Source organism: Romboutsia sp. 13368 (genome assembly GCF_018336475.1).
In the GTDB taxonomy this organism is placed as follows: domain Bacteria; phylum Bacillota; class Clostridia; order Peptostreptococcales; family Peptostreptococcaceae; genus Romboutsia.
The window spans coordinates 1,250,944-1,251,830 of record NZ_CP048741.1 but is presented as its reverse complement, the minus strand read 5'-3'; the positions used below and the strand labels follow the sequence as shown (position 1 = coordinate 1,251,830).

The following is an 887-nucleotide window of genomic DNA, read 5'->3' as shown; positions in this document are numbered from 1 at the left end:
TGATATAGTTATATTTATACTATAAACAGTATTAGGAGTAATTGAGGTGATTTTATGAAACTTAATAAACCTGGAATGAGAAATATAAAAACAGGTATAGGGGTAATGCTATGCATTCTTGTAGGATACTTTAATATAATTGATAAGACTTTTTTTGCTGCAGTTGCTTGTATCGTATGTATGCAAACAACTGTAAAGAGTTCATTAACAGTAGGACTTAATAGACTTAAAGGTACCTTTATTGGAGGGATTATGGGGTTTTTATTTGTACTTATAAGACCGGGAAATCCAATACTTGCATGTTTAGGTATAATTGCAACTATATATATTTGTAATATTTTAAAGGTAAATAGTTCAATAACAATAGCTTGCGTAGTATTTTGTGCAATAATGATAAATATAGGTGTAGAAAGTCCATTAGATTATTCTATACATAGAATAATAGATACATCTATAGGAATTATTATAGGGGTATGTGTAAATTACTTTATATATAGACCAAAATAYTTAGAACGTATATATAATGAAATTAAAATAATAGAAAGTAAATCAATAGAATTACTAAAAACAGAAATAGAAAAAGGACATCATGCAAATATATCCACACTTAAAGATGAAATCACTAAGCTAGAAGGCTTATATAAAAACTACTTAGATGAATTAGAGTATAGTATTGAGGATACTAATAATGAAGAGATTAATGAAACTATCAAAAGATGTAAGCAAATATATTTACATTTACAAGTTTTAGAAAATATGAAATATAAATGTTATTTAGATGAAGAAACATATATAAAAACAGTAGATTTATGTGATGGATTAGATGGGTATGTAGAAGTTAAAAATGATATAAGCCCAGTTTATAACTATCATATAAAGATGATAAT

1 protein-coding gene is annotated in these 887 nt (G+C 25.5%); it reads left to right on the top strand.

Annotated elements, in window-relative coordinates; all coding sequences use genetic code 11:
- Positions 1–54: 54 nt before the first annotated feature.
- Positions 55–887, top strand: an 833-nt coding sequence (locus G3997_RS05055) for an FUSC family protein (protein WP_296649099.1), incomplete at its 3' end; no start/stop codon positions are given.